Annotated in this window: 25 protein-coding genes and 1 tRNA gene; 14 read left to right on the forward strand and 12 right to left on the reverse strand. The window is 59.5% G+C overall.

What is annotated here, in order from left to right; genetic code table 11:
* Positions 1–36 precede the first annotated feature (36 nt).
* Positions 37–1,698, forward strand: a complete 1,662-nt coding sequence (locus Q1M04_RS00920; protein ID WP_297996517.1) for a sigma 54-interacting transcriptional regulator — start codon at positions 37–39, stop codon at positions 1,696–1,698.
* 129 nt (positions 1,699–1,827) lie between these two features.
* On the opposite strand, the gene Q1M04_RS00925 is transcribed toward Q1M04_RS00920, so the two are convergent.
* Genes Q1M04_RS00925 through Q1M04_RS00935 form a run of 3 tightly spaced genes read right to left on the reverse strand, consistent with a single transcriptional unit; the run spans position 1,828 to position 3,083 of the window.
* Complete coding sequence (locus Q1M04_RS00925) at positions 1,828–2,151, reverse strand: transposase (RefSeq protein ID WP_366131294.1); 324 nt, start codon at positions 2,149–2,151, stop codon at positions 1,828–1,830.
* Positions 2,152–2,172: 21 nt separating this feature from the next.
* On the reverse strand, positions 2,173–2,628 hold the full coding sequence (locus Q1M04_RS00930) for a hypothetical protein (protein WP_297996515.1): 456 nt from the start codon (positions 2,626–2,628) through the stop codon (positions 2,173–2,175).
* Positions 2,625–3,083 carry a LytTR family DNA-binding domain-containing protein gene (locus Q1M04_RS00935; protein ID WP_297996513.1) on the reverse strand — a complete coding sequence of 153 codons (459 nt, stop codon included), beginning with the start codon at positions 3,081–3,083 and terminating at the stop codon, positions 2,625–2,627. The genes Q1M04_RS00930 and Q1M04_RS00935 overlap by 4 nt, the downstream gene beginning before the upstream one ends.
* A 584-nt stretch (positions 3,084–3,667) precedes the next feature.
* Between Q1M04_RS00935 and Q1M04_RS00940 the strand changes: the two genes are divergently transcribed.
* The 6 genes from Q1M04_RS00940 to Q1M04_RS00965 all read left to right on the forward strand — a co-directional run bounded on the left by Q1M04_RS00940 (position 3,668) and on the right by Q1M04_RS00965 (position 9,001).
* On the forward strand, positions 3,668–4,579 hold the full coding sequence (locus tag Q1M04_RS00940) for a LysR family transcriptional regulator (RefSeq protein ID WP_297996511.1): 912 nt from the start codon (positions 3,668–3,670) through the stop codon (positions 4,577–4,579).
* Between the two features lie 337 nt (positions 4,580–4,916).
* Positions 4,917–5,732 (forward strand): DUF3100 domain-containing protein, encoded by an 816-nt coding sequence (locus Q1M04_RS00945; protein WP_297996509.1) that lies wholly within the window; start codon positions 4,917–4,919, stop codon positions 5,730–5,732.
* The gene (locus Q1M04_RS00950; RefSeq protein ID WP_297996507.1) at positions 5,733–6,194 is read left to right on the forward strand and encodes a hypothetical protein; all 462 of its coding nucleotides are present in this window, start codon (positions 5,733–5,735) and stop codon (positions 6,192–6,194) included.
* Between the two features lie 21 nt (positions 6,195–6,215).
* Complete coding sequence (locus Q1M04_RS00955) at positions 6,216–7,553, forward strand: amidohydrolase (RefSeq protein ID WP_297996505.1); 1,338 nt, start codon at positions 6,216–6,218, stop codon at positions 7,551–7,553.
* Positions 7,554–7,636: 83 nt separating this feature from the next.
* A complete protein-coding gene (locus Q1M04_RS00960; protein ID WP_297996503.1) occupies positions 7,637–8,362 on the forward strand; it encodes a sulfite exporter TauE/SafE family protein in 726 nt (241 codons plus the stop codon).
* Between the two features lie 108 nt (positions 8,363–8,470).
* The gene (locus Q1M04_RS00965) at positions 8,471–9,001 is read left to right on the forward strand and encodes a tyrosine-type recombinase/integrase (RefSeq protein ID WP_300346183.1); all 531 of its coding nucleotides are present in this window, start codon (positions 8,471–8,473) and stop codon (positions 8,999–9,001) included.
* A 271-nt stretch (positions 9,002–9,272) separates the two neighbouring features.
* On the opposite strand, the gene Q1M04_RS00970 is transcribed toward Q1M04_RS00965, so the two are convergent.
* Positions 9,273–9,349 (reverse strand) — tRNA-Val (locus Q1M04_RS00970).
* A 217-nt stretch (positions 9,350–9,566) separates the two neighbouring features.
* Here Q1M04_RS00970 and Q1M04_RS00975 point away from each other — a divergent pair.
* The 6 genes from Q1M04_RS00975 to lepA all read left to right on the forward strand — a co-directional run bounded on the left by Q1M04_RS00975 (position 9,567) and on the right by lepA (position 15,409).
* Positions 9,567–9,752, forward strand: a complete 186-nt coding sequence (locus Q1M04_RS00975; RefSeq protein ID WP_293280168.1) for a hypothetical protein — start codon at positions 9,567–9,569, stop codon at positions 9,750–9,752.
* Positions 9,753–9,878: 126 nt separating this feature from the next.
* Positions 9,879–10,565 carry a helix-turn-helix domain-containing protein gene (locus Q1M04_RS00980; RefSeq protein ID WP_293280167.1) on the forward strand — a complete coding sequence of 229 codons (687 nt, stop codon included), beginning with the start codon at positions 9,879–9,881 and terminating at the stop codon, positions 10,563–10,565.
* Positions 10,562–12,037, forward strand: a complete 1,476-nt coding sequence (locus Q1M04_RS00985; RefSeq protein ID WP_297996498.1) for an MBOAT family protein — start codon at positions 10,562–10,564, stop codon at positions 12,035–12,037. The genes Q1M04_RS00980 and Q1M04_RS00985 overlap by 4 nt, the downstream gene beginning before the upstream one ends.
* Before the next feature lie 9 nt (positions 12,038–12,046).
* Positions 12,047–13,147, forward strand: a complete 1,101-nt coding sequence (locus Q1M04_RS00990; protein WP_297996496.1) for a hypothetical protein — start codon at positions 12,047–12,049, stop codon at positions 13,145–13,147.
* A 14-nt stretch (positions 13,148–13,161) separates the two neighbouring features.
* Positions 13,162–13,569, forward strand: coding sequence for a hypothetical protein (locus tag Q1M04_RS00995; protein ID WP_297996494.1), 408 nt, complete (start codon positions 13,162–13,164; stop codon positions 13,567–13,569).
* Between the two features lie 34 nt (positions 13,570–13,603).
* Positions 13,604–15,409: a translation elongation factor 4 gene (lepA, locus tag Q1M04_RS01000; RefSeq protein ID WP_295757227.1), complete on the forward strand. Its 1,806-nt coding sequence runs from the start codon at positions 13,604–13,606 to the stop codon at positions 15,407–15,409.
* Positions 15,410–15,472: 63 nt separating this feature from the next.
* Here the strand turns inward: lepA and Q1M04_RS01005 are convergent, their stop codons facing one another.
* Together Q1M04_RS01005 and Q1M04_RS01010 are read right to left on the reverse strand one after the other, a co-directional pair.
* Complete coding sequence (locus tag Q1M04_RS01005; RefSeq protein WP_204791480.1) at positions 15,473–15,652, reverse strand: ferredoxin; 180 nt, start codon at positions 15,650–15,652, stop codon at positions 15,473–15,475.
* Between the two features lie 302 nt (positions 15,653–15,954).
* On the reverse strand, positions 15,955–17,334 hold the full coding sequence (locus Q1M04_RS01010) for an MATE family efflux transporter (protein ID WP_297996491.1): 1,380 nt from the start codon (positions 17,332–17,334) through the stop codon (positions 15,955–15,957).
* Positions 17,335–17,510: 176 nt separating this feature from the next.
* Here Q1M04_RS01010 and Q1M04_RS01015 point away from each other — a divergent pair, with 176 nt between their 5' ends.
* Complete coding sequence (locus tag Q1M04_RS01015) at positions 17,511–17,852, forward strand: hypothetical protein (RefSeq protein ID WP_297996489.1); 342 nt, start codon at positions 17,511–17,513, stop codon at positions 17,850–17,852.
* Between the two features lie 66 nt (positions 17,853–17,918).
* On the opposite strand, the gene aroQ is transcribed toward Q1M04_RS01015, so the two are convergent.
* From aroQ to aroB, 6 genes are read right to left on the reverse strand one after another with little or no spacing between them, the layout of a single operon-like run.
* Entirely contained in the window at positions 17,919–18,359 is a 441-nt protein-coding gene (gene aroQ, locus Q1M04_RS01020; protein WP_293280429.1) for a type II 3-dehydroquinate dehydratase, read from the reverse strand.
* Entirely contained in the window at positions 18,352–19,584 is a 1,233-nt protein-coding gene (locus Q1M04_RS01025) for a shikimate kinase (RefSeq protein WP_297996487.1), read from the reverse strand. The genes aroQ and Q1M04_RS01025 overlap by 8 nt, the downstream gene beginning before the upstream one ends.
* Positions 19,581–20,717, reverse strand: coding sequence for a bifunctional chorismate mutase/prephenate dehydratase (locus Q1M04_RS01030; RefSeq protein ID WP_297996485.1), 1,137 nt, complete (start codon positions 20,715–20,717; stop codon positions 19,581–19,583). Before Q1M04_RS01030 ends, Q1M04_RS01025 begins: the two co-directional genes overlap by 4 nt.
* On the reverse strand, positions 20,704–21,795 hold the full coding sequence (aroC, locus tag Q1M04_RS01035; protein WP_297996483.1) for a chorismate synthase: 1,092 nt from the start codon (positions 21,793–21,795) through the stop codon (positions 20,704–20,706). The genes Q1M04_RS01030 and aroC overlap by 14 nt, the downstream gene beginning before the upstream one ends.
* Positions 21,785–23,008, reverse strand: a complete 1,224-nt coding sequence (locus Q1M04_RS01040) for a 3-phosphoshikimate 1-carboxyvinyltransferase (RefSeq protein WP_297996481.1) — start codon at positions 23,006–23,008, stop codon at positions 21,785–21,787. The genes aroC and Q1M04_RS01040 overlap by 11 nt, the downstream gene beginning before the upstream one ends.
* A complete protein-coding gene (gene aroB, locus Q1M04_RS01045) occupies positions 23,009–24,076 on the reverse strand; it encodes a 3-dehydroquinate synthase (protein ID WP_297996478.1) in 1,068 nt (355 codons plus the stop codon). It abuts the gene before it with no gap.
* Positions 24,077–24,082 lie beyond the last annotated feature (6 nt).

Here is a 24,082-nt window from a genome sequence, read left to right on the forward strand (position 1 = left end):
GGGCCCCTTCCACAAAAGAAAGGTTTGAAGCATTCTATGGATACCAAACACATCAGCACAAGCCTGAACAAATTCTGCGCCATTTTGTCAAATATCATCAAGGCGGATTTCCTGATCGCGGATTACAACCTTCGGAAAATCGCCAGCACCTATTCCGACGCCTCAGAAGAAAGTCAATCTAAGATCACGGTATCCTCCATCATCACCAACGTCGTCAAAACGGGAAAACCGGTCATTTTGAGCAAAACCCAGGAAAATCCCGGCTGCAACGTCTGTTCCGAGCGTCTGACGTGCAGTGTCAGCGGCTTTATCGGTGTCCCTGTCAAGCATGGTGAACAGATTCTCGGCGCTATGGCGATGATCGCTCCCATCACCCGGAGCATCAACATGTTCGGGACACTGCAAAACGCCGTGGATACGTTGGAAAAAGCGGCGCAGATCGTCGCCATGATCTTAAGCGGCGAGTTTGCCTCGGAGCCCGCTTCGGAGGAGCAAATATCCCTGGATTTTTTGACGGGCATCGGCATTGCCACCGTTGACCGGGATGGAATGCTTCTCTCCAAGCGGGGAGCATCCAGTGAGCTGTTCCCGGATGGCACAGAAACCGTAGGGGAACTTCTGCCCCTTGCCATGCCCCTCTCCCGCACTACGGTCCAAGCCTTTTTTTACGCCTCCTTGGACCCAGACGGCTTCTTCGGCCATGTCACCTGGGTGCCCGGATATGCGGGAGGATCCGATTCTCTTTTGATTCTGAGAAGCCATGAGCGTCCCATCTCCTCCTCCGCTCGGGTGATTTTACAGGAGTGCCAGGCCCCTCCCTTTCGCCATCTGCCGCCCTATCGCGCCCTGCTGGACCACGCCGCCCGCCTGAGCTGTTCGCAGCTTCCTGTTCTCCTCTCCGGTTCCCAGGGCAGCGGCAAGGGCATTCTGGCTTCTTACATTCACGCCAACTCCTCCCGGGGCGGCAAGCCGCTGCTTTCTATCGACTGCCAGAGCCTTCCTCCGCTTTCCCAGGCGGAGGCCGTCTTCGGTGACGCCACCGCCCCGGAGACGGGCCTTCTGTGGCAGGCATCCTACGGAACCGTCTGCTTCCAAAACATTGAGTTTATGTCCTACGCCCTCCAAAATAAGCTGAGCAATATCATCGAATGCAAGCTGCCCCTGAAAAGTCCAAGCCTCTGCGGCCATTTTGACCTTCGCCTGCTGTTTTCCACCTGCCTGCCTCTCCAGGACCTGCAAGCCGCCGGCCTGCTTACCGACCGGTTCCTGGGGATTCTCCAGGACCACGTGCTGGAGATTCCGGAGTTAAGTTCTGATTCTCCCGCGTTTTTTCCGGTTTTTGAAAGCATCCTGGACGCCTATTTTGAAAAGCGGCACTGCAACCGCCTTGCCCTAAGTGAAGAGCTGAAGCAGGCGATCCGGCGCCGCCGGTGGACAAGATTGGACGACCTGTACCGCATTGCGGAAATGATTGTAAATTCTGTCGAGCAGCACACCCTGCGGCTGTCAGACGTTCCCATTCTCCAGCGGGACGGACTCCGACCCGAGCCCTCCGCAAAGGATGAAGAAGATGAACAGATTTTGCTGCTCATCAAGCAGGGGATCAGCAAAACGGAAATCGCGAAACGGTTCTGCATCAGCAGGGCCACTCTGTACCGCCGCCTGAAAAACATGAGCTCGTCTCCGTCCATATTCTAAATTGTTGATTATATCGGTTGCGTCTGCGTAAGTTTTACCGCCAAAACATACGCCACGATTAACAAAAAAGCGGATTTTCCAATAGAGTTATCACCCGTATCGGTTTCTAAAACCACACTAAGAGCCTGCTTAAAATCTTCTAATAAGGATGGCAATGAGTGCAAACGTAAGGATCTGGGCAGGGGTAAGAAGTTTGCGTTCACAACTTTTCCAAAGCCTGCGGAATTTGTCGAGCCAGCCGGAAAGACGCTCCACCACCCAACGGCGCGGCAACACAGCAAACTTGTGTAATTCGCTGCGCTTTACAGCTTCGACCTGCGCGCCGCAAATCTCCTTGACCTGATCGGCAAAGCGTTCGCCGGAGTATCCCCCATTTACCAGAAACTTCTTTACACAGGAAAGATTGTCCAGATTGGGAAGGATCATCTCAAGCAGGCTCTCACAAGAAAACATTTGTCAAGGGGAGATTTACGATTAACTGTCATTTTCTGCGTCCTCTTTCTTTTTCCGATACTGCCCGATGAGCCCATCGTATTTTCTGCCTGTGACCTGGAAGTAGATATCAAAGCCAATGGTCATAACCAAGAAGATGAGGAAAAAGATACCGATAAACATGCCCCATGCTCCTGTCTGATCCGCCGGAAACCATTCTGTTTTCCAGGCGGCAAGGGACATCACCGGGAGAAAAAGAAGCACAAACAACAAACTACGCCACGTATAACGCATCTTTTTGATGATCCAGTCTGAGAAACACACCGCTTGGATGAGAGCCCCGGCGACGCTTACCCAAAACAACCCCCACAGTAATACAGTGGATACTTCTCGGTTATCGTATACAAGGCAAAAGCACAGATAGAGAAACATAGCGGCAGTAAACATGGCGCAGGCCGACAATTTACATTCGATTAAACCCTTGAAAAACTTTTTCATTTGAAAATACTCCTTTCCGCTTGCTGTAATTTTTCCTTCAGTTCCCCGGCGTACTGACGGGATACCCAAATCTGCTCGTTGTTATCCATGGTTACCAGCCACCGCCTCCCCAATTCCGGGCGGACGGACCGCACCCGTCGGAAATTGAGGATGGTAGATCGCCCAGCTCGAAAGAAGTCCAGTTCCTTTAAGGTATCCTCCAGCTCATACAACCGCAACGCACTTTGAAAAACCTGTTTCTCTGTGTAAAGAAACGTCTTCTTGTCTGCTGTGTCGATGTAGAGGATATCCTTCACGTCCAGCAAATGCCGCTCTCCATCCAAAATACCGACCAGTTTTTTCTGGTATATACGGAGCATAGCTACCAGTCTTAAGATATCCTCGTCCGCCTGATGACAGTTGATGATGACCTCTGTTTCAGAATAAGATTGATCTTGATTTATTGTGATTTTCATGGCCTCCTCCTTTCGTAACTACTTTATCAGATAACAGTAGGATTACAATCCAATCTTCCTCTGTGACCGTTTTCATCAACTAAGACGTACACATTGAAGGTCGATAGCAGTGGTAGCAAGCACTGCACCGGTATATACCCGGGCGCAGCTTGTTGGTGGCCAAAGGCCCCCAAGCCCCCCAGTGCATTGGCGCGGCTACGTTCGACGCACAAGCCGCCGTTGGCGTCTGCTGGTATATACCGGCAGGGAGCGCCCCCCGGCGGAGCCGCCCCCCGGAGAGCGCACGGCTGCCGTCAGGCAGTACCACCGCAGGCCCCTGGCCGGTGGTGAGTAAGTGCGCCCTAGCAGAGGGCCGGCAAAGAGAACGGAGCGCCCAGGCCATCCCCGGACGCTCCCCCTCGGTTCCCTCCTGCTGGTCGATCAGCGCCCCTCCAACCCGTGCCATTCTGGCACAAATGAACCGCAGTCAATGTAATGTAGCGGCCTGGTAAAACCACCCTTTATACATTACATCTCAGCACGAAAATCTTGACAGCATCAGACTCTCTAAGATAAAATAAGACGAAAAAGCAGAAAGGGCCATTATGACTATTCAACAGATGCGCTATTTCCTTGGGGTTATTTATGCAGGCTCTGTCAGCAAGGCGGCCAGACAGATGTACACCACCCAATCTACAGTTTCTGTCGCTATACAGAATATCGAATCCGAGTTCGGTTTTGAGGTGTTTAGGCGCAGCAGCAGCGGAATCGACCTGACAGAGCGGGGAGCCAGCCTGGCTTTGGATGTAAAGCGTATTTTGCAGCAGGTGGACATGCTGAATACGAAATATGTGGATCACACAGAGCAGCGCATTGAGTTTTCAGTTGCAACGCAGCACCACATGCCAGGAATTGACGCGCTGTGCAGTCTGGTCCGGGAACATATGGAAGACTGCTATCGTGTGGATTTCTATGAGATGCGTACATCTGAGGTACTGAATGCCGTCTCTGCCGGAAAATATGATGTGGGAATTCTGTTTTTTACTTCAGGCAGCAAGAATTTCCTGACCCAGAAACTGCGCATGGCCGGTACAGTGTTCCATCATATTGCCTATAAGCCTGTCCATGTTTACCTGCGCCAGGGGCACCCGCTGGCGGGAGCTGGTGTGATCTATGAGGAAGACCTGAAAAACTACCCAAGAGTCGCCTATGACCGGGGAATTGACACCGACATTATTTTTACCGACGCGCTGAAGGAGTACTCTCCGTCTGTTATCAATGTCAATGACCGCGCGGCCGCCTATATGATACTTCAGGAATTGGACGCCTATATTTTAGGCAGCGGTTACCGTACCTCAAGCGAACGGCAAAACGGAATTCTGGCAGTTCCAGCGGCTGATTGCGGTTCCTGGGAAATCGGCTATCTGCTGCAGTCAAAAATTGGAGAGTCCTCTCTAACAAGGAAGTTTTTAAAGTTATTCCAGGAAGAACTGGAGAGGGACCAAAGCCTGCTGTAAAACGCCGGCTTTGGTCTTTCTTTCTTGCCGGCACTCGGTGATCTGATACAGGAGCCCTGGCGGTTTACAGGGAAACTCTGTTTAGGCCTTGTTTGAAAAATGGGACAAGACGTTTTTTTGCCATTTGTAAAGCCGAGCGCTAAGAAATACGCTGCCGTTTTTCTATATGATCCATCGCTAAAAACGATAGATACTAAACGTTTTTTAGATGCTTCCCAGAGTGACATTTTTCTCCTATAATGAAAGTACTTCGAAGTACGAAACTACTAGAAAATGCGCGCGCGGGATGCATCCGATGTCCCCAATTTGATTTGAAACAAGAGAAAGGGTTGATTTTATGGAGAAAGTCTCTGGCGCTGTACGCAAATATTGGAAAATATACCTCGTGGCAGCAATACTGTGTGCTGTCTGTGATCGCATCGGTACTCTGCGCATCAATACGCCGATTGGAACCTTTACCTTTTTCTCCTTGCTCTTCACGACTATTATTGCCAGCTTGCTAGGGCAAGATCTTTTGAAGGTGTTCACGGAGGAGGAAAGCGAGACAGCAGGGGCGCTTGTGCTTATGATTCTGGCTCCTTTCATGGCGAAAATGGGTGTGTCCGCAGGGGCAAACCTCAGCAAGCTGGTTGCGGTAAGCCCTGCTCTCATTCTTCAGGAATTCGGAAATCTGGGCACAATTTTCCTCTCTCTTCCCCTTGCGCTTCTGCTGGGGCTGAGGCAGGAGTCCATCGGCGCCTGCTATTCCATCAACCGGGATTCCAACCTGGGGCTTACCACGGATATTTACGGCCCGGACGCGCCAGAGACAAAGGGCACGTTTTCGGTCTATGTAGTGGGTTCCATCATTGGTACGGTCTTTATTTCGCTGCTCGTTAATTTCATAATCTCCATGGATCTTTTCCACCCCCTGGCCTTGGGTATGGCCAGCGGCGTTGGCAGCGGCGCCATGATGTCTGCGGCATCCGCTACCGTTGCCGAGGCCTATCCTGAATTCGGTGAGCAGGTGCTGCTTATGGGCAGCATGAGTGATATGCTGACAGGAGCTACAGGTATTTATATGGGAACATTTGTTAGCCTGCCCTTGACGACAAAACTGTACAAGTGGCTGTCGCCTCGGTTCAAGAAGCAGGCGGCAAAGGAGGAGAGATAAATGGTTATCAAGTATTTTGGAAAAACATGTGCCCTGATGGTGATGATCTTCACCTTGATTCTCATTTCCAACACGGTGGGGTATGGAATAACCATCTCTGAGTCTGTGCCTGGAATACTGGTCCTGTGCGGTATTGGCCTGGGCGGACTGACCATCAGCAAGGCGATGAGCCGCTTTATAAAACTCCCCTCCATGATGTATGTTGTTGTCTTGGCGGTCCTGCTGTCCTGCCCAATTTCTCCCGTACAGGAACAGGTTATCACGCTGACCTCCAACGTTCAGTTTATGGCGCCCACTGCCGCCATGGGAGCGTTTATCGGCATTTCCCTGGGCAAGGAGATCAAGTCCTTTGCGAAGATGGGCTGGAAATACATCATCATTACGCTGTTTGTGATTTTTGGCACATTTGTGTTTTCTGCGATTATTGCGCAGACCGTTCTCAAGATTACCGGCGTCATTTGACGGGAGGAGAGGAGTCAATCCATGAATCAAGTTTGTGATTTACTCATAAAAAACTGCCGGCTCCTGCATAAGGATTTTTCCACCGGAAACGACTGTGCCGTTTCAGTAAGCGGCAATCAGATCGCGGGCATTTTTGCCGCAGGGGAGAGTCTTCCGGATGCGGCTGAAGTGATCGACGCAAAGGGAAAGCTGCTGATGCCGGGCCTGGTGGATGGACATACCCATTGCTGCCAGCAGCTTCTGCGGGGAAGTGTCGCGGATGAATACCCCATGATCTGGACGCGTATTCTGGTTCCGTTTGAGAGTAACCTCCGGCCTGAGGATTCCTATGTAAGCGGTCAGCTGGCGTGCCTGGAAATGATCAAGTACGGAACAACCTCCTTTGCGGATTCCGGCGGTGTGTTTATGGACCGTGTTGCCGATGCGGTAATCGAATCCGGCATGCGGGCGGCCATCGCCAAGTCCACTATGGACACGGGAAACGCCATTACCGGGGCCATGAAGGAGACGCGGGAGGAGGCTGTTTCCAATACAGAGGCACTCTATCGGGCATACAACGGCAGTGGAGAGGACCGAATCCGGATTTTCTTTGCCATTCGCCAGGTCATGACCTGTACGCCGGAGCTTATCAGTATGGTAAGGGAGCGGGCAGCCGCGCTGCATACCGGGATTCATGCTCACTTGTGCGAGCATAGGGATGAGGTGAGCTTCTGTTTGCAGAACTACAAAATGCGTCCCGCAGAATTTTTGGATAGTCTGGGTGTGCTTGGTCCCAACCTTCTCACTGCCCATAATGTTTTGCTCTCTGAGCACGATATTCACATTATGGCGGAGCGGGGCGTCAAAGTGGTCCACTGCCCGAGGTGCAACCTCTCCAACCATGGATTCCCCAAGGCGCCCCAGATTTTGGAGGCAGGCGCCTCCATTGGCCTGGGAACGGATGGCGCCGCACCCAACAATGCGGATCTGTTTGAGGAAATGAAAACCTTGCGGTATGGGAGTCAGGCATTTTGGGGGCTGGCCGCCTTTGACCCAATTGTCATGACCTGTAAAATGCTGCTTCGTATGGCCACCCAGGGCGGCGCCAATGCCCTGGGACGCGGAGATGAGTTGGGAACAATTGAAGTGGGAAAGCTGGCGGATATGATTTTGGTCGATATTGACCAGCCCCATATTTCACCCACACAGAATTTGGTAAATACTCTGGTGTGCGCAGCTGGAGGCCGTGATGTTACGGATTCAATCATCAATGGCAAGGTAGTGATGCGTAACCGGCAGGTTCTTACGCTGGATGAGGAGAAGATCAAAGCAGATGCGAAGCAGCATATGCGAGAGATTCTTTCCAGAATTCGGGGCTGAGTTGGTCTGCGCTCTGCGTGGAATTCAAAATGAAGGGGCCGGACAGCAGAAGCTGCCCGGCTCTTTTAGAGGAGGAGAGCATAATGGTTTGGCTGGCAGTGGGACTGAGCTCTGTAGCGGCTGGCTTTTTACAGACGGTGACTGGATTTGGAGCAGCAACTGTTTTGATGGTGGTTCTGCCTTGTTTTTTCGATATGGTGGTGTCTCCGGCGCTGTCTTCGTCCATTTGCATGGGGCTGGCGGCTTCTTTGGCGCTGCGATTTCGTCATGCTATCCGGCTGCGGTTGGTTCTGTTTCCGATACTGATCTATACGGCGGCAAGTGTTTTGTCAATTCGTTTGTCAGCTGAAGCAGACCTGTGGTTATTAAGTGTAATATTTGGAGCCTTTTTAGTTATATTGTCAGGATACTTTCTCTTTTTTAGCTCGGAAGCCGCTTTAAAGGGAGGCCCTCTCTCCATGACGATTTGCAGTATCGTCTCAGGTGTGTGCGCTGGGCTGTTTAGTATCGGCGGGCCAACTATGGCGTTGTATTATCTGTCGGCAGCAAAAGAGAAGGATGAATACATTGCCAATATCCAGTTTTTGTTTGCGGTTACATATGCCGCAGGACTTCCCGCACGCATCAGCAGCGGCGCATATACAGCGGATCTTTTACCTATGACTGTACTGGGGATTGCATCGATATTGGCGGGACAGCAATTGGGCCTGAGCGTAAGTGAGAAGCTGGACGCAGAACTGGTGAAAAAGTTAGTATTTATCTATGTGGGCATAACGGGCATTATTACTTTGATTCAACAGCTGGTGTAAAAAGTGCATTTCACGTATACAAATGAAGGGCTGAAGCAGTACATCAAATGCAGAAAAGGTTATTTGACCTTTTTCTGCATTTTTTTGCCCAAACGAGGGCAGAAACGGGTGAAAGAGGTGATTAAGGTGAGGGCTTTGGCGCTGGACGGCCGCAGGAAAATTGAAATGATGTGGGGGGAGAACGCCTCCACGGTCAAGATTGCCGCAGAGCTGGGTATCAGCCAATGCACCGTTTACACGGAGTTGAAGCGGGGACGGTACGTCAGAGCGGGCGTCGACGTGGAATTGGATAAGTACGTCCTGAACCAGCACATTCTCCCATACATTGGCGGCTGCCGCCTCCGGGACATCACGCCCATGCAGATTCAGTCCATCATGGCGGTGCTTTCGGACAAAAGCAATTCCCTCCAGCCCAAGGTGCTGGTGAATCTGCGGAGCATCTTCAACGCGGCCCATATCTTGCGTCACACCTATATCACCCGGTTGTTCGAGGCGGGACTGGCTGTCAAGGAGATCCAGTATCTCACCGGACACAGCACCATGGATATGACGCTGAAGGTCTACACCCACTACGACCGTCGTTCCAGGGAGGCTAAAACCGCCGAGAAGGTCCGGAATGCCTTTCGGGCCAGCGTATAAAAATAAGCCGGAGATTCAAGGCACAGCTTCCACAAAAAATTTCCCGGCAAAACACATCCGTGGAGGCAAAAACGGCGCCTGAACCCCAAAAACCTTTGTACCAACCGCGGCGCAATGGTTAGGCCCATTTTGAAAATTTGCAGCAGTTTTGCACAAGGATGCCGGAAACAGCCCGAAAATGCCCTAAATTATAGGAAATCCAGCGGGTCGGAATTTCCGGTGAATGGAAAGAAAAATTCCCTCAGAGCCTTGCGGCTCTAAGGGAATTTCATGGTGGACGATACAGGACTCGAACCTGTGACCCCCTGCACGTCAAGCAGGTGCTCTAGCCAGCTGAGCTAATCGTCCGAAACAGAACATATATAAGATACACGAAGTTGATCGGTTTGTCAAGCCCTTTCTTCCACTTTTCTGTAAAAGGAAATGCCCGCCCCGAAATTTTCTTTTGCGGGGGCGGATCTGCGGTAAAATGCGGATAGAAATTCCGGCGCAAAATCCCCCCTTGTAAAAGGGGAGCGGACGGTGTATAATAGATTCAATTTTGGATCATTAGGAGGAAGCTGCTATGAGCAAAACCGCGAGCATGGTCATGAAGATCATCGGCGCCAGCCTGGCCTTCGCCGCTTTTGTCTGCCTGCTGATCGGCGGCTGGCACGATCTCAGCGTGGGATACTGCGGCATGAAAAAGCGCCTGAGCCAGAGATTCAGCTCCGAATACGACGACTACGCCGACGAGGAACTTTACGAGTAAGCCTCTCCCCGCCCTGGAACGCCGGGGCGGGGGATTTTTTCGGCCAAAAATATCTTTACATCTCGTAACGCGTTTGGTAAACTATACGTTGCGTAATTGAGAACAAACCAAAGGAGCGTCCGACTTATGAGTTCAGAGTTTTCCCGCACCTTGTCCCTGCTGCGGCAGGAGAAGGGCGTCAGCCAGCGGGCCGCCGCCGGGGAACTGGGCATCTCCCAGGCCCTCCTGTCCCATTATGAAAACGGCATCCGGGAGCCGGGCCTCCGCTTTGTCGTCCGGGCCTGCGACTACTACGGCGTGTCCGCCGACTTCATCCTGGGCCGCACCCTCTCCCGGGAGGGGAACATGCTGACGGAGCAGGACATCCTGGACGCCGCCGAGCCGAAAAGCACCCTCCGGGGCAGCGTTTTGGCCACCCTTCAGAGCAAGCTCCTCTCCGGCGCGGTGGGGGTCCTTTTTGAGCTTCTGGGCAAGATGGGGGACAAAACGCTCATCAACGCCGCCGCCGCCTACCTTGGCAGCGCCGTCTACCAGCTCTACCGGCACCTCTACCGCTCCTCCGGGGCCAACGAGGGCTATTTCGCCCTGGACCCCAGCACCTGCGGCCTGGGGCTGGCCGACGCGGACCGGAAGCTCTCCGAGGCCCGGTACGCCGCCGCCCTGCGGGAGCTCCAGGCCAAAAAGGCGGAGTTCCCGGACCTCTCGTCCCCGGCCATCAACGCCGCCTATCCGGGGCGCTGCCAGAGCCTGACCCAGGTCCTCAGCACCACCGACGCCCGGCTCACCGCCCTTTCCAGACAGCCGGAAAAATGAATTTTCAATCGTTTGGTTTCCTGGCCTTCCTCGCCGCCGCCACCGCCGTCTGCCTGGGATTGGCCCGGTGGGACCGGCGCATCGCGGCGAAGTGCCTGACCCTGGCCTGTCTGATTTTCTATATCATTGGGGGCGGCTGGGCCGCGCTGCTGGTGCTGGTTTTGGGGATGGCGGTGTCGGCTGCCGCCGTGGGGTACCTCACCGCGCCGGATATCCGCGTCCAGCCGGAAGGGGACGGCCCCGCCGCCCGCGCCTATCCCCGGACCGCCGCCCGGCGGCGCCGCTGCCTCTGTTTGGCGGCGGCCTGGCACACCGGCGTGCTGGCGGTCTTTAAGTACACCGGCTTTGTCACCGGGGGACGCCTGTCCCCCGGCTGGGCCCCCCTGGGCCTCAGCTTTTTCACCTTCCAGCAGCTCTGGCTTTTGAAGGAGGCCTATACCGGCGGCTTCCGCCCGGAGCGGGAGGATCTGCCCCTCTACGCTTTCTTTTTCCCCTCTGTGGTCTCCGGGCCGATTTTAAAGCCCCAGGCGTTCTTCCCCCAGCTTCACGGGGAGAAGTTCCTCCGCCCCGACGGGCAGGACTTCGCCGCCGCCCTGTACGCCATCGCCTCCGGCATGGCGAAAAAGGTGCTGCTGGCGGACAACCTGGGCATTGTGGTGGGCAATGGCTGGGCGCGCCTGGACGAGCTTTCCGCCCCCGGCGGCTGGCTGGTGATTTTAGGCTACACCCTGCAACTGTACTTCGACTTCTCCGGCTACTGCGACATTGCCGCCGGGTGCGCCCGCCTCTTTGGCCTCCGCCTCCCGGTGAACTTCGATTCCCCTTACCGGAGCCTCTCCGTGGGGGAATTCTGGAAGCGGTGGCACATCACCCTGACCTCCTTCCTCCGGGAATGCCTGTACTTCCCCCTGGGGGGAAGCAAACGGGGGACCGGGCGGGCCTATCTCAATATTCTGATTGTCTTTCTCGCCAGCGGCCTTTGGCACGGGGCGGGGTGGACCTTCCTCATCTGGGGCGGGCTCCACGGCCTGGGCCAGATCGCGGAGCGGGCCTGGGGGAAGGGCCGGGAGAGGCTTCCAAAGCTCCTGCGCTGGGCCGTGACCTTCGCCTTTGTCAACGCCGCCTGGGTCTTCTTCCGGGCCCCCGGCGTCTCTCAGGCGCTGGCGCTTTTGAAAACCGCCGTCACCGCCGACTTCCGCCCCCCGGCGGAGTGGCTGATGGCGGACGTGTTCGCCAAGGAGGCCAAGGCCTTCGGCATGGTGTTTCCCGCCCTCCGGGGCTGGACGGCCCCGGTCCTGACCTATGGGCTCTTTGCCGCCGCCCTGCTGGCGGCGCTGTGGCCCCGGAACGCCGTGGGGCAGATGGACCATTTTAAGCCCGCCTTCTGGCGGGCGGCGGTCCTGGCTTTGCTTGCGGCCTGGTCCGTGCTGTCCTTCACCGGGGTGACCACCTTCATCTATTCCAATTTCTGAGGCTGAGCCATGAACAAGACTTATGAGCGCTGGGCCCGCCGCTTCCTGGCGGTCCTGCTGGCGGTCCTGGCCCTGTGCGGCGGGATTGTGTACGCCGTGGACCCCTGCCTCTACTACCGGATGCCGGAGGACCGCCTCCCTGCCTTTTTCAACGAGCGGTATCAGGCGGCGGGCATGGCGAAAAACGTCCCGGCGGACACGGTGCTTTTGGGCACCTCCATGGCGGCTAACTACCGCGCCGCCTGGATTGAGGAATTTTACGGCGGCACAGGGCTGCGAATCACCATTCCCGACGGGTACTTTTCCGAGTTCGACCGGGTGGTGGACCTGCTCTTCCGGGAGAACCCGCCGGAGCGGGTGCTGTTTGCCCTGGATTTAAACGCCCTGATCCGGGACGGCGGCGGCGTGACGGACGCCATGCCGGAGTATCTCTACAACCGGAATCCCCTGGACGACGTGAAGTATCTTCTGAACAAGGACTCCCTCTACTACAGCCTCTACGCCCTTATAACCGCCCGCCAGGGCGGCGGGCAGACCCTGGACGAGGGCTTCACCTGGGACAAAACCTCCCGGTGGGGGAGGTACGAGGCCCTGCGGACCTATGACCGTCCCCCGGTTTCGGAGGAGCGGACGCCGGAAAACGCCTATCTGCAGTTTACCCTGGAGAATCTGGCGGTGATGGAGGACTGGTTCCAGGACCACCCGGAGACGAAGTTCGAGATTTTCCTCTCCCCCTACAGCATCCTCTCCTGGGACCGCTGCCTCCGCCGGGGGGACCTGGACGCCCGGCTTACGGCCCTGCGGACGGCGTGCCACACCCTGAACCGCTGGCCCAACGTCCGGGTCCACGCGCCGCTTTTTGCCAAGGACATGGTGACGGAGCTGAACAACTACTGCGACTACATCCACCACTCCGGCGAGGCCGGGAAGTGGGTGCTGGGGAACGTGTGCGCTGAGAAATTCCTCCTCCGGGAGGAGGACGTGGAAAAGACCCTGGCGGACTGGCGGGAGTTTGTGATACACTACGACTACGACGCGCTGTGGGACGGCGAGTTCTGGGAGCGGTGGTACGAGGACCATGACCAGCCGCCGGACTGGTGCAAGAGCTGAAAAAGGAGGGCCCCATGAAAAAAATCCTGCCCATTGTCCTGGCTTTTCTCATCGGCGCGGCCGCCGGAGCACTGTTTGTCATGCCGGGCTTTCATAAGAGGACGGACATCGATCTGCAAAAGTTTTCCGTCTCTGACGACGGGTCCATCGTCACGGTACAGACGTTTCCCGAGGGTTCCATGGGCTTCATCCGGGCCATGGAGGCCAAGCAGTTCGGCGATGAGATCCACTGCTCCTTTTACAGCTGCTTTGGCGGGCTGAACAGCAGCATTGGGTCAGAATACAGGTTTGACATTCAACCGGATGATTCCGCCGAACGGATATACTTCGACCGGGGGACAAGTCCCGACGTTCTAGTCCTGGAGCGGGACCCGGACACCGGCGTGTGGGCGGCGGTGTATCCCCATCTTCCGCAAGTATGACACCATCAAGACTTCCCCAAGGAGGCTTTTTTCTATGATAAACCAAGACCACATCCGCAACTTTTCCATCATCGCCCATATTGACCACGGCAAGTCCACCCTGGCGGACCGCCTTCTGGAGAAGTGCAACGCCGTCAGCCAGCGGGAGATGGAGAGCCAGCTCCTGGACAACATGGACTTAGAGCGGGAGCGGGGCATCACCATCAAGGCCCGGGCCGTGCGGCTGAACTACACCGCCGCCGACGGGGAGGACTACGCCCTGAACCTCATCGACACCCCTGGCCATGTGGACTTCAACTACGAGGTGTCCCGGTCCCTGGCCGCCTGCGAGGGGGCGGTGCTGGTGGTGGACTCCACCCAGGGCGTGGAGGCCCAGACCCTGGCCAATACCTACCTCGCCATGGAGCACGATCTGGAGATTCTCCCGGTGTTCAACAAAATCGACCTCCCTGCCGCCAACCCCGCCCAGGCCAAGCAGGAGGTGGAGGACATCATCGGCCTCCCGGCCCTGGACGCGCCGGAGATTTCCGCCAAGATGGGGGTCAACATCGACGCGGTGCTGGAGGACATTGTGAAAAACGTCCCGCCCCCCTCCGGGGACGAGAAGGCCCCCCTAAAAGCCCTGATTTTCGACAGCCAGTACGACAGCTACCGGGGGGTCATCGTCTACATGCGCCTGATGGAGGGCTCTCTCCGGGCCGGGCAGACGGTGAAGATGATGGCCTCCGGCGCGTCTTACCAGGTGGTGGAGTGCGGGCATCTGCTGCCCCTGGGCATGGAGCCCTGTGACTGCCTCCGGGCGGGGGAGGTGGGCTATTTCACCGCCTCCATCAAAAACGTCCAGGACACCCGGGTGGGCGACACGGTGACGGACGGGGCAAACCCGGCGGCGGAGGCCCTCCCGGGCTACCGGCCCGTGCAGCCCATGGTCTACTGCGGCATTTATACCGAGGACGGGTCCAAGTACCCGGACCTGCGGGACGCGCTGGAAAAGCTGCGGCTCAACGACGCGTCGCTGAGCTTTGAGCCCGAGTCCTCCGTGGCCCTGGGCTTCGGCTTCCGCTGCGGCTTTTTGGGTATGCTCCATATGGAGGTCATCCAGGAGCGGCTGGAGCGGGAATTTGATTTGGACCTGGTGACCACATTACCCTCCGTAATCTATGATGTTTATAAAACGGATGGTAGTTTGGTCCGGGTGGACAATCCCCATAATTACCCGGACCCGGCTTCCATCGAGCGGGCGGAGGAGCCCTATGTCAAGGTGTCCATCATCAGCCCCAACGACTACGTGGGCAACATCATGCCCATGTGCCAGGAGCGCCGGGGGGAGTTCAAGGACATGCAGTACCTGGACACCCACCTGGTGGAGCTCCATTACCAGATGCCGCTGAACGAGATTATTTACGATTTCTTCGACACGCTGAAAGCGAACACGAAGGGCTACGCCTCCCTGGACTATGAGCTTTCCGGCTACCGGCCCAGCGAGCTGGTGAAGGTGGATTTGCTGCTGAACGGGGACCAGGTGGACGCGCTGAGCTTCATCGCCCACAAGGACAAGGCCTATCCCCGGGCCCGGAAGCTCTGCGAGAAGCTGAAGGAGAACATCCCCCGCCAGCTCTTCGAGGTGCCGGTGCAGGCGGCCATCGGCGGGCGGGTGATTGCCCGGGAGACGGTCAAGGCCATGCGGAAGGACGTGCTGGCCAAGTGCTACGGCGGTGACATCACCCGGAAGAAAAAGCTGCTGGAAAAGCAGAAGGAGGGCAAGAAGAAGATGCGCTCCCTGGGCTCCGTGCAGATTCCCACGGAGGCGTTCCTGGCGGTGCTGAAGCTGGACGAATAAGCGTAAAAGGGGAGCTGCCCAAAGTGGGCAGCTCCCCCTCTTTTATACGCGTATGCGCGGGCCTCAGCCGATGCTGATGGCGCTCACCGGGCACTCGTCCCGGGCGCTCTGGGCCGCGTCCAGCATTCCGTCAGGGACCTCTCCGCCGTGGGCGAAGCCGTCGTCTCCCATGGAAAATACCTCCGGGCAGTTCCCGGCGCACAGGCCGCAGCCAATGCAGCTTTCATTTACCGTCGCGTTCATCGCGTTTCTCCTATTCTGAAAAAATTTGCCCCGTCCCAGAGGAACGGGGCGGCAAGGCTAGTGTGCCTCATTTTTTAATTTTCACTCTTTAGGCCTTGTTTGAAAAATGGCGGAATGCCGGATTGGGGCAGATTTTTTTGCCAGGCAAGGCGATTTGACGCGGGAATCCTGACGGATTTCAAGTCAAATCAACGCAGTCCTGGCGGAAAAAGATGCCCAAAGACAGCGTTTTGCCATGTTTCAAGCAAGGCCTAGGGCTTGTGGGGGCGGCGTCTGGCTGGACGCCGCCCCCTTTGTGCTTTTTATGGGGGTGATTGGGCGCTCTCCAGCGCGTCCATCTCCCGCAGGGCCCGGAGCTGGATGGGCACGGTGCACAGGAGGGTCAGCATGTCCGCCGCCGATTGGGTCATCTCCACCCCCAGCAAGCCCAGGGAGCGGGACAGAACATACACCAGGGGGATGAAGAAAATGCCCTGGCGGGACATGGCGATGAAGGTGGCCCCGGCGGTCTTGCCGATGGTTTGGAGCATCATGTTGCTCATGACAATCCAACTGGAAAGGCATAAGGTGGCGCACTGGAAGCGCAGGGCCGTGGCGCCGATTTCAATGACCGACCGGTCGTCCCGGAACAGGGCGACGAGCCGGGGCGCGAAGGCAAAGCCCAGGGCGCTGACCGCCAAAAGAAAGCCGAAGGAGGCCTTTACGCAGAACCAGAAGCCCTGCCTGACCCGGTGGTAGAGCTTCGCGCCGTAGTTGAAGCCGCAGACGGGCTGGAAGCCCTGGCCAAAGCCAATCATGGCGGACCCGCCGAACATCATGATCCGCTGGACCACCCCCATGGCGGCGATGGCCGCGTCGCCGTAGGGCCCGGCGGCCCGGTTCAGGCAGATGGCGGCCACGCTGGCAAGGCCCTGCCTCGCCAAAGAGGGGAGGCCCCCCCGGACAATCTGGACATAATAGGGGAGCTTCAGCTGAACCCGGGAGATGTGGATGTGGAGGTTGCCCCCCTTGGAGCAGCCCGCCAGAAGGAGGCAGAAGCTGACAAACTGGCTGATGATGGTGGCCCAGGCCGCCCCGGCCACGCCCAAACCGAAGTTGAAAATCAGCAGGGGGTCCAGGCCGATGTTCAGCACCGCGCCGCTGGCGATGCCCACCATGGCATAGGCCGCCGACCCTTGGTAGCGCAGCTGGTTGTTCAGCACCAGGGAGGAGGTCATCCAGGGGGCCCCGAAGAGGATGACCCGGAGGTAGGCCTTCGTATAGGGCAGGATGGTGGCGGTGGAGCCCAGGAGCATGGCCAGAGGCTCCAAAAAGAGCTGGCCCAGAACGCAGATCGCCGTCCCCGCCGCCAGGGCGGAGAAAAAGCCGGTGGCGGCCATATTGCTGGCCTCCTCAAAGTTCTGCTTCCCCAGCTCCCGGGAGATGAAGTTGCCGCTGCCGTGGCCAAAGAAAAAGCCCACCGCCTGGATGATGGCCATGAGGGAGAAGACCACCCCCACCGCCCCGGTGGCGCTGTTGCTTTTCAGCATGCCCACGAAGAAGGTGTCCGCCATGTTGTAGAAGGAGGTAACCAGCATGCTGACGATGCAGGGAAGGGCCAGCCGGCAGATCAGGCGGCTGACGGGAGTCTCGGTCATCTGGCGGAATTTTTGTTCCTGCTTTTCGTCCAAGTGGTCGTCCATATCGGGCCCCGCCTTTCTCTTTCTGTTCGTTATATGCAACCAGTATAACACGGCCCGTCCCGGAACGGAAGCGGGATTTTTACCAAAAGCGCCGGGACGGCGGACGGCCCCGCCGCATAGAATGGGCTAGGTCCCCGGAAAGCCGGGACCAATTTCCAGGAAACGAGGGATTCCCTTTGCGTATCAACGAGGCCTATGAGCACGCGGCCATTCTCCCCTGCCCGGGAGAGGACAGCGGCTGCAATAAAATCGTGACCCAATGCGTGGACGTCACCGCGCCGGTGACCCTGGTCCCCACCGCCTCCCTGGGCACCGTTACGGTTGCCTGCCAGGGCGTGCCGGTGGTAAACTGCACGACCGACCCCTGCGGAACCTCCAGCACCATCACCGTCACCCAGCGGGTCTGCGTCACCATCCCCGTGCGCTACGACGTGAGCATGAACACCTGCGACCCCACCATCTCCTGCGCCGACGGCGGGTCCTGCGGCCCCTGCTCCCCCTGCGGCTGCAAGGCGTAACCGTCCCACGGTCCATAGAAAGAGGCTCAGCCGCTTTGCGGCTGAGCCTCTTTTCCATGCTCGCGCTTATTCCGCCAGGAGCTTCAGGCCCGCCAGATAGCCCTGGACGCCCCGGCCCCGGATGCTGCCGATGCAGGCATCCCGGATGTAGGAGACGTGGCGGAATTCCTCCCGGGCGTCGGGGTCTGAAATATGGACCTCCACCGTGGGGATGCCCACGGACTTCACCGCGTCCAGCAGGGCGATGCTGGTGTGGGTGTAGGCTCCGGGGTTAATCAGGATGCCGTCCACCTTGTCGAAGTAGGCCTGCTGGATGGCGTCTACCAAATCCCCCTCGTGGTTGGACTGGAAGAAGGAGACCGTCACCCCCAGCGTTTCCGCCTCGGCGGTGATCATATTCTCCAGATCCACGTAGTCCGTGTTGCCGTAGATTTCCGGCTGGCGGATGCCCAGCAAATTCATGTTGGGGCCGTTGATCACCAGGATGCGCTTCTTTTTCTCACTCATAAAAATCCCTCCAAATTTCTCCGGCGGCTTCCGCCGGGCTGTTGACGTTCCAAATCTCCCGGTCCGCCGCCGCCGCGTACAGCGGGTCCCGGAGGCGCTCCATCTCCTCCAGCCTCCCGGCCTGGGAGAGGGGGCGGCCCTCAGTGGGCAGGTCCTCCAGCCTCCGCCGGAGGCGGTACACCCGGCCCGTGCGGCGCATGGCGGCCCGGTTCTCCTCCCGGAGGACGGCTCCGCCGCCGGTTGCGATGATCTGCCCGCTCTTGGCGCAGACCTCCGTTAAAACCTCATGCTCCAGCTGCCGGAAAGGGCCCTCTCCCTGGGAGGCGAACATCTCCGGGATGGACATGCCCGCCCGGCGGGCGATTTCCCCGTCCAGGTCCACGAAGGGCTTCCCGGACCGCTCCGCCAGGAGCTTGCCCACGGTGGTCTTGCCGCTGCCGGGCATCCCCACCAGCACGAGGTTCGTCATCTCCCGCCAAAGCCGGGCGGTGATGGCCTCCGTCTCCCCGTCGGGGATGGGCTTATCAAAAAACAGCTCCTCCGCCCGCTTGGCCTGATGGACCAGCATGGAAAGCCCCCCGGCATGGCGCAGGCCCAGCGCCTCCGCCTGTAAAAGAAGGTCCGTCCGTCCGGGGTTGTAAATCACGTCCGCCACGTCCGTCAGGCCCGGAAGGCGGCGCAGGTCCACAGGGGCCCCGTCCATATGGGGCCACATGCCCACGGGGGTGGTGTTGATGAGGACCTCCGCGCCGCCGTGGCGGTCCGGCAGGGTTTCATAATTGTCCGGCCCGGAGCGGGAGACCACCGCGATCTCCCGGGCTCCCTCCCTCTTCGCCGCCGCCTGGGCGGTGAGGGAGGCCCCGCCGCTGCCTAAAATGACCACCTTTTTCCCCGCCAGGGATATGTCCGCCCGGCGGAGCATGTACAAAAAGCCGTCGATGTCCGTGTTATAGCCCGCCAGCTTCCCTTCCCGGCGGACCAGGGTGTTTACGCTTCCAATGGCCTCCGCCGCCGGGTCGATCGCGTCGCAGAATCTCATCACGTCCCGCTTGTAGGGAATCGTGACGTTCAGCCCGCCGACGTCCTCCCGGCGGAGAAAATCCCCCAGCTGCTCGGGCTCCAGCTCAAAGAGGCGGTAGCCCTCGCGGCCCAGGGCCTTGTGGATGGGAACGGACCAGCTGTGGCCCAGGCGGCGGCCCAGAAGGCCGTAACACTTTTCGCTCATACTTCCGCGTAGTTCCCCAGGAAGTGGAACCGGGCGCAGCTGCGCTCCATCTCCTCCAGGCAGGCCCGGACGCTGGGGTCCCGGAGGTCCGCCTCCAGCTCGATGAAGAAGATGAACTCGAAGTCGCTGCCGCTGACGGGGCAGGACTCCAGCTTGGTCATGTTGATGTCCAGGGCCGCCAGCTTGGAGAGCATTTCGTACAGCGCGCCGGGCTTGTTCTCAAAGGCGATGATGAGGCTGACCCGGCTGGCTCCGGCGTAGATGGCCGGGTCCTTGGCCACGCAGATGAAGCGGGTGTAGTTGTTGTCGCTGTTTTGGATTTGGCCGTTGACGCACTCCAGGCCGTACAGCGCCGCGCAGGGGTGGGAGGAGATGGCGGCGGCGTGCTTATTTCCCGACTCCGCCACCAGCTTCGCCGCCACGGCGGTGTTGTCGCAAGGGATGACCTTGACCCCCTTGAGGCCGTCTAAGAAGCGGCTGCACTGGCCGATGGCCTGGGGATGGGAGTAGATTTCCGTAATCTCCTCCATCTTCACCCCCGGGAGGGCCAAAAGCTCGTGGCGGATGCAAAGCCGGGTGGAGCGGACGATGGTGAGGCTGTGCTCCTGCAAAAGCTCATACACCGCCCGGACGGAGCCGTTGGAGCTGTTTTCAATGGGCAGCACGCCGAACCTGCAAAAGCCCGCCTCCACGGCGGAGACCACCGCGTCGAAGGTCTTGACGTACATGATGCCGCCCCGGGGGAACATCTTGTCACAGGCCGCCTGGGAATTGCCCCCCTCAATGCCCTGACAGGCAACCAATCCCGTCTGGGGGAAGAGCTGGTCCCGGTTTTCCAGGCACGCCCGGACCTGGGCCCCCACCTTGGTGGGCGCGTCGATAAGCTCCGCCTGGCGGGACCGGGCCAGCTCAAACAGGGTGGAGAAGAGGTGGTAGGCGTAGCGCTCCCGGCTTCCGGCGCTCTCCGTCACCCTGGCCAGCACCGCCCGCTCCCGCTCCTTGTTCAAAATGGGGAGGCGGTGCTCGTTTTTATAGGCGGCGACTTCCTCCGCCAGGTCCATGCGCTCCAAAAAGAGCCTCAGCAGTTGCTCGTCTACGGCGTCAATCTTGGCGCGGATATCAGAAAGTTCCATGATTTCCCTCCAACAGCATATCCAAAAGTACGGCGGCGGTCACCGCCTCCGCCACCGGGACCGCCCGGTGGGCAACGCAGGGGTCGTGCCGCCCGTGAACGGTCAGCTCCGCCGCCTCCATGGCGGAAAGGCGGACGGTTTTCTGGGGCCTCCCAATGGACGGCGTGGGCTTCACCGCCGCCCGGAGCACCAGGGGCATCCCCGTGGTGATGCCGCCCAAAATGCCCCCGGCGCGGTTGGTCTCCGCCCGGATTTCGCCGTCCTCCACGGTAAAGGGGTCGTTATTCTCCGAGCCCCGGAGCTCCGCCGCCCGGAAGCCCTCGCCAAACTCCACGCCCTTCACGGCGGGAATGCCGAAAAGGGCCGCGGCCAGGCGGTTTTCCACCCCGCCGAACATGGGCTCTCCCAGCCCGGCGGGCAGGCCGGCGGCGGCGCACTCGATGACGCCCCCCACGCTGTCCAAATCGTTCTTCGCCTCCAAAATGGCGGCGCGCATCCGCTCCCCCGCCGCCTCGTCCAGGACGGGGAAGGGCTTTGCCGCGATTTCTGAAAAGAGCGCCGCCGTGGGGTACAGGGGGAAGGGCCGGTCGCAAATCCCCGCCACGGAGGCCAGGTGGGCCCCCACGAAGATTCCCCGGCGGGCCAGGATCTGCTTGGCAATCCCTCCGGCAACGCACAGGGGCGCCGTCAGCCGCCCGGAGAAGTGGCCCCCGCCCCGCATGTCGGCGCGGCCGCCCCACTTGGCCCAGGCGGTGAAATCCGCGTGGCCCGGCCGGGGCTTATCGGCAAGCTCCCCGTAGTCCTTCGAATGCTGGTCCGCGTTTTTTATCACGGCGCACAGCGGCGCGCCGCAGGTCTTTCCCCCCTCCAGGCCGGAGAGGAATTCCGGCACGTCGTTCTCCTTCCGGGCGGTGGAGAGGGGGCCCGTTCCCGGCCTCCGGCGGTCCAGGAAGCGCTGGAGCTCCTCCAGGTCAATCGCCTCCCCGGCGGGGAGGCCGTCCACCACCACGCCGACGGCCTTCCCGTGGGACTGGCCGAAGACGCTGACGCGGAGAATGTTTCCAAACTCAGAGGACATGGACCGCACCTCCCAGGTTCTCGTAATCCCGCCAGAAATTGGGGTAGGACTTTTTCACCGCCTCCGCCCCCCGGATGACCACGGGGCCCTGGCACCGGGTGGCGGCGATGGCGGCGGCCATGACAATCCGGTGGTCGTTGGCCCCGTCCACCACGCCGCCGGGGAGGGTGGAGACGCCGTAAACCGTCAGTCCGTCCTCCTCCTCGCTGACCGCGCCCCCCAGGGCTTTCAGCATCCGGGCTACGGTGGCCAGGCGGTCGCTCTCCTTCAGCCGGAGGCGGGCGGCGTGGGTGAAACGGGTGGTCCCCCGGCGGACGGCGGCCATGACCGCCAGGGGCGGCAGAAGGTCCGGGCAGTCGGAGAGGTTGATCTTCACCTCTCCCGTAAGGGCCAGCTTTTGATAGTGGCCCACCACCGCCGCGTCCCCCTGGGCCGACTGGCCCTTAAGGCCCCGGAGCCGCAGGTTGCTCCCCAGGGAAATGGCGGCGTACCAAAAGGCCGCCTGGGACCAGTCCGCCTCCACAGTCTCCTCAAAGGGGCCGTAGACCCCCGGCTCGACGCCAAAGCCGTTCAGCGCCGGGGACCAGCGGACATGGACGCCGCACCGGGCCAGCACGCCCATGGTCATGGAGGTGTAGGAGGCGGATTCCAGCTTCGTGGTGCTGATGACCACGCTGGGCCCCTCCAGCAGGGGCAGGGCCATCAAAAGGCCTGTAAAAAACTGGCTGGACACGTCCCCCCGGAGGCGGAATTCCCCGGGGGACAGGCTTCCCCGGACGGTGAGGGCGCCGCCCTCCAGGGCGTAGGAAATCCCCCGCCGGTCAAAGAGGTCGAAATAGGGCTGCTGGGGCCGCTCCATCAGCCGTCCCCGGCCGGTGAACACGCCCCCCTGGTCCACCGTCAGGGCAATGGGAATCAAAAAGCGCAGGGTGGACCCGGATTCCCCGCAGTCGAATTGGGGCAGGTCCCCGAAGGGGCGGCGCTCGCCGCCGATTCCGGCGACGCGGAGGCCGTCCTCGGCGGCCTCCCAGGAGGCCCCCAGGGCCTCCATGCAGCGGAGGGTGGCCTCAATATCCTCGGAGAAGGCCACGTTTTTAACCACGCTGGTCCCCGCCGCCAGGGCGGCGGCGAGAATCCAGCGGTGGGCCAGGGACTTGCTGGGGGGCGGCGTGACCACGCCGGAGAGGCGGCGGGGGGTGATTTGAACGTCCATCTACGCCTCCCATCCCGCCCGAATGACGGGCAAAAGCTCCGTCACGGGCACGGTTTTCAATTCGCACAGGCCGATGCGCTTTGGAACCACCAGGGTGATGCTTCCGCCGGAGCGCTTCTTATCCGCAAGCGCCGCCTCCGCCAGGGCCTCGGGGGAAAAATCCGTGGAAACCGGCAGGCTCAGCTTTCCAAGGCAAGCGCAAATTCGCTTCGCAATTGCTCCATTGGTCCAGTTCAGCCTCTCCGCCGCCCGGGCCATGACGGCCAGGCCCGCCGCCACGGCGTGGCCGTGGGGGATGGAGTACCCGCTGCATTTCTCGATGGCGTGGCCCACGGTGTGGCCCAGGTTTAAAAGCTTCCGCTCCCCCTGCTCCTTCTCGTCCCGCTCCACCACCCCGGCCTTGTACTCCACGCACCGGGCGATCACCTCCGCCGGGTCCGCTTTCAGCGTGCCGTCCTCAAAGAGGGCGAACAGGCCCTCGTCGCAGAGGACCCCGGTTTTCACCGCCTCCGCCGCCCCGCCGGCAAAGACGGCGGGGGGCAGGCTGTTCAAACAGTCCGTGCCGCAGAGGACGGCGGCGGGCTGGAGGAAGGCCCCGGCCAGGTTTTTCCCGGCCCGGAGGTCAATGGCGGTCTTGCCCCCCACGGAAGAGTCCACGGCGGAGAGCAGGGTCGTCGGCATCTGCACATAGCGGATACCCCGGAGGTACACGGCGGCGGCAAAGCCCGCCATGTCCCCCGCCACGCCGCCGCCCAGGGCGATAAGGCAGTCGGAGCGGGTCAAGCGCTCCTTTGCCAAAAACTCCAAAATGTCCGACAGGGTGGAGACGTTCTTGCTCTCCTCCCCGGCGGGAAATTCAAAGGTGCCGGCGGCATAGCCCGCCGCTTTCAGGCTCTCCGTCACCGTCTCCAGGTACAGCGGTCCCACGGTGGAATCGGTGACCACCGCCATATGGCAGGGGGGGATCACCTCCCGCAGCCGCGGGCCGCAGTCCTTCAAAAGGCCCGGGCCGATGGTGACCGTATAGGCGGGAACGGTGTTCACCCGTATCTCTTTATAGTCCGGCATGGGCGG

Origin of the sequence: uncultured Oscillibacter sp. (assembly GCF_950073225.1) — a bacterium.
In the GTDB taxonomy this organism is placed as follows: domain Bacteria; phylum Bacillota; class Clostridia; order Oscillospirales; family Oscillospiraceae; genus Oscillibacter.

What these genes read in the sequence shown, in the direction of transcription:
- Q1M04_RS00925 (WP_366131294.1), bottom strand. Translation starts at nt 2,151, where the DNA reads ATGTTTTCTTGTGAGAGCCTGCTTGAGATGATCCTTCCCAATCTGGAC.
- Q1M04_RS00955 (WP_297996505.1), top strand. Translation starts at nt 6,216, where the DNA reads ATGAATCAAGTTTGTGATTTACTCATAAAAAACTGCCGGCTCCTGCAT.
- Q1M04_RS00990 (WP_297996496.1), top strand. Translation starts at nt 12,047, where the DNA reads ATGAACAAGACTTATGAGCGCTGGGCCCGCCGCTTCCTGGCGGTCCTG.
- Q1M04_RS01025 (WP_297996487.1), bottom strand. Translation starts at nt 19,584, where the DNA reads ATGAGCGAAAAGTGTTACGGCCTTCTGGGCCGCCGCCTGGGCCACAGC.
- lepA (WP_295757227.1), top strand. Translation starts at nt 13,604, where the DNA reads ATGATAAACCAAGACCACATCCGCAACTTTTCCATCATCGCCCATATT.
- Q1M04_RS00920 (WP_297996517.1), top strand. Translation starts at nt 37, where the DNA reads ATGGATACCAAACACATCAGCACAAGCCTGAACAAATTCTGCGCCATT.
- Q1M04_RS00930 (WP_297996515.1), bottom strand. Translation starts at nt 2,628, where the DNA reads ATGAAAAAGTTTTTCAAGGGTTTAATCGAATGTAAATTGTCGGCCTGC.
- Q1M04_RS01010 (WP_297996491.1), bottom strand. Translation starts at nt 17,334, where the DNA reads ATGGACGACCACTTGGACGAAAAGCAGGAACAAAAATTCCGCCAGATG.
- Q1M04_RS01040 (WP_297996481.1), bottom strand. Translation starts at nt 23,008, where the DNA reads ATGGACGTTCAAATCACCCCCCGCCGCCTCTCCGGCGTGGTCACGCCG.
- Q1M04_RS00935 (WP_297996513.1), bottom strand. Translation starts at nt 3,083, where the DNA reads ATGAAAATCACAATAAATCAAGATCAATCTTATTCTGAAACAGAGGTC.
- Q1M04_RS00995 (WP_297996494.1), top strand. Translation starts at nt 13,162, where the DNA reads ATGAAAAAAATCCTGCCCATTGTCCTGGCTTTTCTCATCGGCGCGGCC.
- Q1M04_RS01005 (WP_204791480.1), bottom strand. Translation starts at nt 15,652, where the DNA reads ATGAACGCGACGGTAAATGAAAGCTGCATTGGCTGCGGCCTGTGCGCC.
- aroB (WP_297996478.1), bottom strand. Translation starts at nt 24,076, where the DNA reads ATGCCGGACTATAAAGAGATACGGGTGAACACCGTTCCCGCCTATACG.
- aroQ (WP_293280429.1), bottom strand. Translation starts at nt 18,359, where the DNA reads ATGAGTGAGAAAAAGAAGCGCATCCTGGTGATCAACGGCCCCAACATG.
- Q1M04_RS00975 (WP_293280168.1), top strand. Translation starts at nt 9,567, where the DNA reads ATGAGCAAAACCGCGAGCATGGTCATGAAGATCATCGGCGCCAGCCTG.
- Q1M04_RS00960 (WP_297996503.1), top strand. Translation starts at nt 7,637, where the DNA reads ATGGTTTGGCTGGCAGTGGGACTGAGCTCTGTAGCGGCTGGCTTTTTA.
- Q1M04_RS00945 (WP_297996509.1), top strand. Translation starts at nt 4,917, where the DNA reads ATGGAGAAAGTCTCTGGCGCTGTACGCAAATATTGGAAAATATACCTC.
- Q1M04_RS01030 (WP_297996485.1), bottom strand. Translation starts at nt 20,717, where the DNA reads ATGGAACTTTCTGATATCCGCGCCAAGATTGACGCCGTAGACGAGCAA.
- Q1M04_RS00940 (WP_297996511.1), top strand. Translation starts at nt 3,668, where the DNA reads ATGACTATTCAACAGATGCGCTATTTCCTTGGGGTTATTTATGCAGGC.
- Q1M04_RS00980 (WP_293280167.1), top strand. Translation starts at nt 9,879, where the DNA reads ATGAGTTCAGAGTTTTCCCGCACCTTGTCCCTGCTGCGGCAGGAGAAG.
- Q1M04_RS00985 (WP_297996498.1), top strand. Translation starts at nt 10,562, where the DNA reads ATGAATTTTCAATCGTTTGGTTTCCTGGCCTTCCTCGCCGCCGCCACC.
- aroC (WP_297996483.1), bottom strand. Translation starts at nt 21,795, where the DNA reads ATGTCCTCTGAGTTTGGAAACATTCTCCGCGTCAGCGTCTTCGGCCAG.
- Q1M04_RS00950 (WP_297996507.1), top strand. Translation starts at nt 5,733, where the DNA reads ATGGTTATCAAGTATTTTGGAAAAACATGTGCCCTGATGGTGATGATC.